The 6,525-nt window shown below is 47.8% G+C and carries 7 protein-coding genes, 1 tRNA gene and 2 pseudogenes; all 10 read right to left on the bottom strand.

Features of this window, described 5'->3' with window-relative positions:
* Positions 1 to 334 (bottom strand): isochorismatase family protein (locus FWJ59_RS07045; protein ID WP_414481247.1); only part of this gene is annotated, 334 nt, incomplete at its 3' end.
* A gap of 73 nt (positions 335 to 407) precedes the next feature.
* A tRNA-Lys gene (locus tag FWJ59_RS07050) sits at positions 408 to 483 on the bottom strand.
* 166 nt (positions 484 to 649) lie between these two features.
* Positions 650 to 1,168, bottom strand: a complete 519-nt coding sequence (locus FWJ59_RS07055) for a uroporphyrinogen decarboxylase family protein (RefSeq protein ID WP_414481248.1) — start codon at positions 1,166 to 1,168, stop codon at positions 650 to 652.
* Positions 1,165 to 1,635, bottom strand: a complete 471-nt coding sequence (locus FWJ59_RS07060) for a hypothetical protein (protein ID WP_414481249.1) — start codon at positions 1,633 to 1,635, stop codon at positions 1,165 to 1,167. Before FWJ59_RS07060 ends, FWJ59_RS07055 begins: the two co-directional genes overlap by 4 nt.
* 20 nt (positions 1,636 to 1,655) lie before the next feature.
* Positions 1,656 to 1,982 (bottom strand): annotated as a pseudogene (locus FWJ59_RS07065) (sugar phosphate isomerase/epimerase family protein); the annotation flags it as partial.
* A gap of 44 nt (positions 1,983 to 2,026) precedes the next feature.
* Positions 2,027 to 3,187 (bottom strand): Gfo/Idh/MocA family protein, encoded by a 1,161-nt coding sequence (locus FWJ59_RS07070; protein WP_414481250.1) that lies wholly within the window; start codon positions 3,185 to 3,187, stop codon positions 2,027 to 2,029.
* Between the two features lie 3 nt (positions 3,188 to 3,190).
* Positions 3,191 to 4,054, bottom strand: a complete 864-nt coding sequence (locus FWJ59_RS07075; protein WP_414481251.1) for a sugar phosphate isomerase/epimerase family protein — start codon at positions 4,052 to 4,054, stop codon at positions 3,191 to 3,193.
* Between the two features lie 35 nt (positions 4,055 to 4,089).
* Positions 4,090 to 4,863: a sugar phosphate isomerase/epimerase family protein gene (locus FWJ59_RS07080; RefSeq protein ID WP_414481252.1), complete on the bottom strand. Its 774-nt coding sequence runs from the start codon at positions 4,861 to 4,863 to the stop codon at positions 4,090 to 4,092.
* Between the two features lie 32 nt (positions 4,864 to 4,895).
* Positions 4,896 to 5,915, bottom strand: coding sequence for a Gfo/Idh/MocA family protein (locus FWJ59_RS07085; RefSeq protein WP_414481253.1), 1,020 nt, complete (start codon positions 5,913 to 5,915; stop codon positions 4,896 to 4,898).
* Between the two features lie 216 nt (positions 5,916 to 6,131).
* Positions 6,132 to 6,525: pseudogene (locus FWJ59_RS07090) on the bottom strand (hypothetical protein); the annotation flags it as partial.

Below are 6,525 nucleotides of genomic sequence, written 5' to 3' on the forward strand. Positions count from 1 at the left end.
CGCACACATGGGTCTCCATACCGCATATCATCACCTTTTTACGCCCCAATTTGGCAAGCTCCGAGGCAACCTCCGGGGTGTATGCCGAAAAGGACAGCTTCTCAAAGGCATGGAAATCACCCAGCATATCGCTCAGTTCCTTTACGGTTTTCCCTAGTCCCTTGGGATACTGTTCGGTCACTATGATGGGTATGCCAAGCCGTTGAGCTGCAGAGATGAGGATTTGGGCATTGCGCACTACCTGCTGGCGCCTTTCCATCACAGCTGCCAGCCGCTCCTGTATATCTATGACCATCAAAACGCTTTCTTCCCTGGTAAGCTCAAACCTATCCACACCAAGCACCCCTTTTAAAACTGCATCAGCAGTATAAATAAAAAGTACCAAGACCTTCTAGGCCTTGGTACCATGGTGAGCCATCAGGGACTCGAACCCCGGACACCCTGATTAAGAGTCAGGTGCTCTACCAGCTGAGCTAATGGCCCATCTCAATCATCAAGCAGGAATAATTATAATCCATCACACATGATAAATTCAATACACATATTCGTTGCATATAAACCGTATAAAATAGTAATACGAATATACCTAAAAATTTCTCGCTTTTACTTTATATTTCTCTCAATTTCTATTAAATACCCTTTTACAATCTTAAACATAGTTTTCCCTGCGGCCGCGCTTTACAAACTCATCGCAGGCATATTCCTGCCATTTTGGCTCCAGGCCAATAGAGGCATTGTCAGAATAATAGCCCGCGATAAAGCCGCCCCTACCCTTCCACAGCTTATCCAGCAGTTCCCTGGCCTCGGCCCTTATCTTCTCTTCATCCTTGGTCTGCAGCGTCTTTTGGATGTCCACTGGACACCAGAAGGTAATCTTGGCCTTTTCCTGATAGGATGCCAGATTATCGATCCCGTGCAGGGTCGGCTGATCAAACTGCAGCAGGTCAATGCCCGCTTCGATAAGGCCAGGGATTATGGCGCCTATGGCACCGCAAGAATGCATGAAGACCTTTATGCCACACTCATGGGCTACGTCGCACAGCCGCTTAAAGCGCGGATAAAACTCCTGGTACCACAGCTTGGGGTTTATAAGAAGCTGGGTCTGAGAGCCCCAATCTTCCGGGAACATCACGCTATCGACGCCAGCCTTGGCATAATTGACGATCATATCACCAGCATATCGTCAATCTTATCATGTAGCTTGTGTATTTTCTCGGTCTCCAGCATCAACTTGACGAGGTAGTTTTCGAGCTTGAAAAGCTTCCTAGCTATGTTAAAAGTAAAACCGGGCATCCCCCCTATTATCCACTTATCGGGATGCTTTTGCTTGCACTCCTTCACGGGTAAATAATCATCGGGGTTTGAAAAATCGGGAAACTCAAAATCGGTGTAATCCTCGACATCCTCCAGTACGCCCTTTACCACTTCACCCTTGGAGGTAGAGTCAAGCCTTGCCCACGTATTGCCCCACTCATCGGTCCTCTCCCAGCGGTTTTCGCCCACCTTCTTCCAGCCGGTGGCATAGGTTTTCACGGTATTGCCGCACCATACTAGATCCGAACCCCAGAAGGACCTGGCAACCCTTTCTGGGTTATCATAGTTCAGCGTCCTTATAACTATCTCCCTGGAATCCATAAGTCTCTCCCCTTTTAAACTCATTTGCTCAATTCCCTTAAAAGCGCCAAAGCAATCGGCGCTTCCCTGTCAACATCCTCAATGCGAGCCTCTATGCTTATGCGCCCCTGATACCCAATTTCCTTCAATCTTTCAAAGAAGGTATCATATATATCCTCCGTTCTTTCAAGAGGGCATACCCGTCCATTGCTGTTGGCTATATGGAGATGCACCAGATGGTCGGAGGCACTCAGCAGCGCGTCCATGTCCTCATTTTCCCTGCGCATGTGGTAAAAATCGGCCAGCAGCTTCACGTGGTCGTGAGCAACATCCCTGACAAAATCCACGCCTTCCTTCACCGAATTTAAAACGTTGGTCTCCGATCAACACAGGAGGGCCTATCGCTTCATGATTAATAGGTTCCTTCCACGTCCAAAACCCTATCTTCTTTATTATTGCCTTTGAACCTAGAGGTCTGTATCCTTTCCTTTAGCTTCTCATAGAAGAGGTCCTCGTCAAACGGGATTTCCACCCACTCATCCAACCACGATGAGAGATGTATAGCATTTGATATGGTCAGGCCGTTGATCCCCTCTACGCCAGGCGCCAAAAGCGGGGTACCCTTAAGTATGGCATTTACCCAGTTTGCGGTAATTCCCCTATGGGCCGTTTCAGTGCCCGGCGTCGGGACCTCGCACTTCCAGCACTCGGGTGCACCAAAACCGCCCTTGTATTCCCTGTTAAACTGCCTTTCGGGAACGCGCAGGCGCCAGAAGGTAAGCTTTCCGTCCTCCACCACTATCTTGCCACGATCCCCGGAAATCTCCCAGCGGTTGGTCCCGGGCGCTTCGCCAGTGGTGGTTATAAACAGGCCTGTAGCACCATTTTCGTATTCCATATAGGCGGTGACGTCATCCTCGACCTCTATGTCATGGTACTTGCCGTAATAGCAAAAACCTCTCACCCGTTTCGGCATCCCGCATATCCACTGCCACAGGTCAAGATTGTGGGGGCATTGATTTATGAGCACGCCGCCGCCTTCCCCGGCCCAGGTGGCCCGCCAACCACCCGAATCATAATAGCTCTGCGAACGGTACCAATTGGTGATGATCCAGATGATGCGCTTGATCTCGCCCAGCTCACCCGACTTTATAAGGTCCCTCAACTTCTGGTATACGGGGTTGGTCCTCTGGTTGTACATGATGCCAAAGACCTTGCCGCTCTTTTGGGCCACCTCGTTCATTTCCCTTACCTGCTTTGTATAAACCCCAGCGGGCTTCTCGATGAGCACGTGCAGCCCCCGCTTAAAGGCGCTGATGGCCAAAGGCGGGTGATCGTAATGGGGCGTGGCGATGATGACGCCATCCACCGTCCCCGACTCAAACATGGCCTCGGCGTTATCGAATAGCTTAATGTGCTGTCCCAGGTTGTTCTTGGCCCATTCAAGCCTCTTGGGATTTATATCGCACACGGCAGTAAGCTCAGCGTTGGGTATATCCCCAGCTGCCAAATACTTGGCATGGGCCGTACCCATGTTTCCTATGCCGACGACGCCTATCCTCACTTTATCCATGGTTTATGCCCTCCCTTCAATCTCCGACAGTATTTTCTTCAACGCATTTGCGGCAACGCCAAACAGCCTTGGCCCGCCCTCCGGCAGGTTTGGATCCACCATGCCTTGCTCCAATTGCTCAAGCCCTGCAAACTTGCCCAGATGGGGTTCTATGGACAAAAAGCCTTCATAGCCCATATCATACAGCTCGGCAAGTATATCCTTTACCCTGGCATCGCCGTATCCCGCAGGCACCACGCTGTGGTTGCTGTATAGAGCATCCTTGATGTGCATGTAAGCTATGTAGTCCTTCAGCAGGTTAAATGCATGGGGGTAGGTCTCCACGTCGCACTGCACGAAATTGGCCGGATCAAACGTGAACCTCACATAATCGCAGCCCAATGCCTCCATGAGGTCGAGACAGCGTTCGGCGGTATCGCCGTAAATGCCCTTTTCGTTTTCATGGAGCAGGGTAAGCCCCGTCCCACGAGCTACCTTTATAAACTCCTCCCACCTGCGCAGCACTTCATCCCTGTACTTTGCAGGGTCATCTCCCCGTGGGATATAGAAGCTGAACATCCTGATATAGCCTGTTTCCAATATCTTGGCGATTTCGATGGTGTGCTTAAACAGCTCAAGGTGCGGCTGAAAGTCGTCCAGTATCCCTATCTTGCCTATGGGAGAACCCACAGCCGAAACCTTAAATCCCCTCTCATCCAGCTTCCTCTTTATATCCTTTACCTCATCTAACGAATACTCGACGATGCTCCTTCCGTATACTCCCCTCATTTCTATGTACCCAATGCCGTGTTGTTCCAGTACGTCCATCTGCACCTTCAAATCAGGATCAATCTCATCGGCAAAAGCTGAAAGTAAAAATTTGCTCATCCTCCTCGCCTCCTCAATCAACGGTATTTTGAAGCTCAAGGGTTAAGCCCCAGCTTCTTGAGGTTGTTGAGGCTTATGGCCAGGCTCTCAAATGGATCCCTCTGGCATACATCCTGTTCCACCATGGCCCACTCAACGCCCGTCTCAACGCAGGCATCTATGATGTCGGGCCAATTGAGGTTGCCCTCGCCCACCTCTGTCATCACCTGCTGTCTGTTGCTATCAACGCCCATGTCCTTAAAATGAACCACCTTCATCCTTCCCTTGACCTTCTTGATCCACTCAACGGGGTTAGCGCCTCCGGCCTGTACCCAGTATGTATCAATTTCAAAATCAAACACTTCCGGATCAGTTTCATTGAGAAGGATTTCCAAACCTGTCACTCCATCAAATTTCATAAACTCGAAGTTATGGTTGTGGTAGATAAACCGTAATCCGTTATCCGCCAATACACGGGCAATCTCCGATGCCTCTTTGGCGAATTTCACGTATCCTTCAGCGCTTTTAGCATATTCGGGTGGCATGGCTCCTAGACCTACATACTTGCAATTCCACAGCTTATGCTGTTCAATTACTCCCTGCAAGTCATTTTTCAATCTGTCGTATCCTATGTGAGTAGCGCAAATAGTCAGACCTTCCGCATCCATGATATCCTTTACTTTGTGAGGATCTACAGGACCAAACGCTGATACCTGGACGGCATTGTATCCTATCTCCTTTATCTTTTTCATGCTGGCAGCGATGTCTTCAAGCGTCTTGGTAAACTGCCTGATGGTATACAACTGAGCCCCTACCCTTGGCTTATTCATAGAAATCCCTCCAATTTAAAAACCCTTCAATTTCAATTGATGTTTATCACATTCCCTGTAGAAGAGGACTTATAAATACCGTCAATTATCTTTAAGGACTCCATAGCCTCTTCAACAGAGATAATGAGCGCTGGATTGCCGCTTAACACCGCTTGATAAAATTCATTAATTAAAACTGCATGGCTTTTGCCCCAGTAAGACTTATATGGCGTATCTCTGACCTTTTCATTGACTATACACCTGCAGCTATTATCCTGCTCCATAATCAGCGTGCCATCGTAAATCCTCAGCCTACCTTTCTCACAGTCTATCTCAATCTCCACAGGTGAATTGGTAGTATAACAGTTGGTAGCATAAAAAATGCCCCGCGCTCCGTTTTTAAAAAATAAAATAGCATTAGCAGTATCCTCCACCTCGATCACATCACCTAGAAGATAAGTAGATACATTTCCCCTTACAGCCTTTACCCCCCCGCCCAACCACTGCATAAGATCAAGGGTATGAATAGCCTGATTTATGAGCACGCCGCCACCCTCTGTGGCAAACCGCCCTCTCCATCCGCTTTGGGTATAATATTCCTTGGTTCTAAACCAGGTTACTAACCCCTTTATTCCTTTGACAGCTCCTATTACGCCACTGTCTATGATTTCTTTAGCCTTTTGAGCCTCAAGATTAAAGCGATTTTGAAAGCATACCCCTATATAACGCCCATGCTTTTTACTCTCTTGCACCATTTCCTGCGCTTGGCTTACAGATATGGCAACCGGCTTTTCAACCAAGACGTGTTTACCAGCTCTTACAGCTTCAATGGCCATAGAAGCGTGCAAGTAATGAGGTGTGCATATATGTACCACATCTACTTCATCATCATTAATAGCTTCCAGATAATCGACGTACCATCGACATCCGTATTTTGCTGCAGAGGCCCGGGCCCGCTCTTCAACTATGTCAACCACGCATACCAGGCGGCCCAGCTCGCTCGCAGCTATGGCATCCGCATGCACCCGATGTATACTGCCGCAGCCTATAATGGCTGCCCCCAACCTTTTCATGTATATTTCACCTCAAAAAGGGGTACCCCCTCAGATTTTAGAAGGAAATACATTATTAACTTGTAATTTAGGAAACCGATTACCTTTTATTCTAATTCTAACCAGATTTTAATCTTTTGTCAATACAAATACAAAAATGTGTTGTTATATCATAAGTTCATCGTTTTCCTTGTTCTCAACAGCGATAGCCTCAAGATATGGTACTTTTTCGAACTCTTAGCTCATTTCTTCAAGCATCTGACTAACCCTTTCGAACCCTGTTCGGCCGCTGTTATATACGGGTACCGGCATATCTGTAAGATACGGTTCTAATACAGACATTGATACCTGGGCCATACAAATTGCATCAACCCTCTTTGAAAGGTCATTCAACGCCCCCAAGAGCATTTCATTGTGCTTCGCAGTGTTACCTGCACGCAATACCTTATTGGTGATTATGTGCATCAAAACATCTTCAATATAATGTATTCCGGGCATCTTAATTATAATTATAAAATGATTCATCGTCCGTGTTAAGATTGCGTAAAAAATAAAAAACCTGGCTTTTGACCAGGTTTTTAAAATTGAACTCCGGCGACGACCTACTCTCCCAGAGGGTCTCCCCTCTAGT

Source organism: Caldicoprobacter sp. (genome assembly GCF_047459465.1).
GTDB lineage: Bacteria > Bacillota > Clostridia > Caldicoprobacterales > Caldicoprobacteraceae > Caldicoprobacter.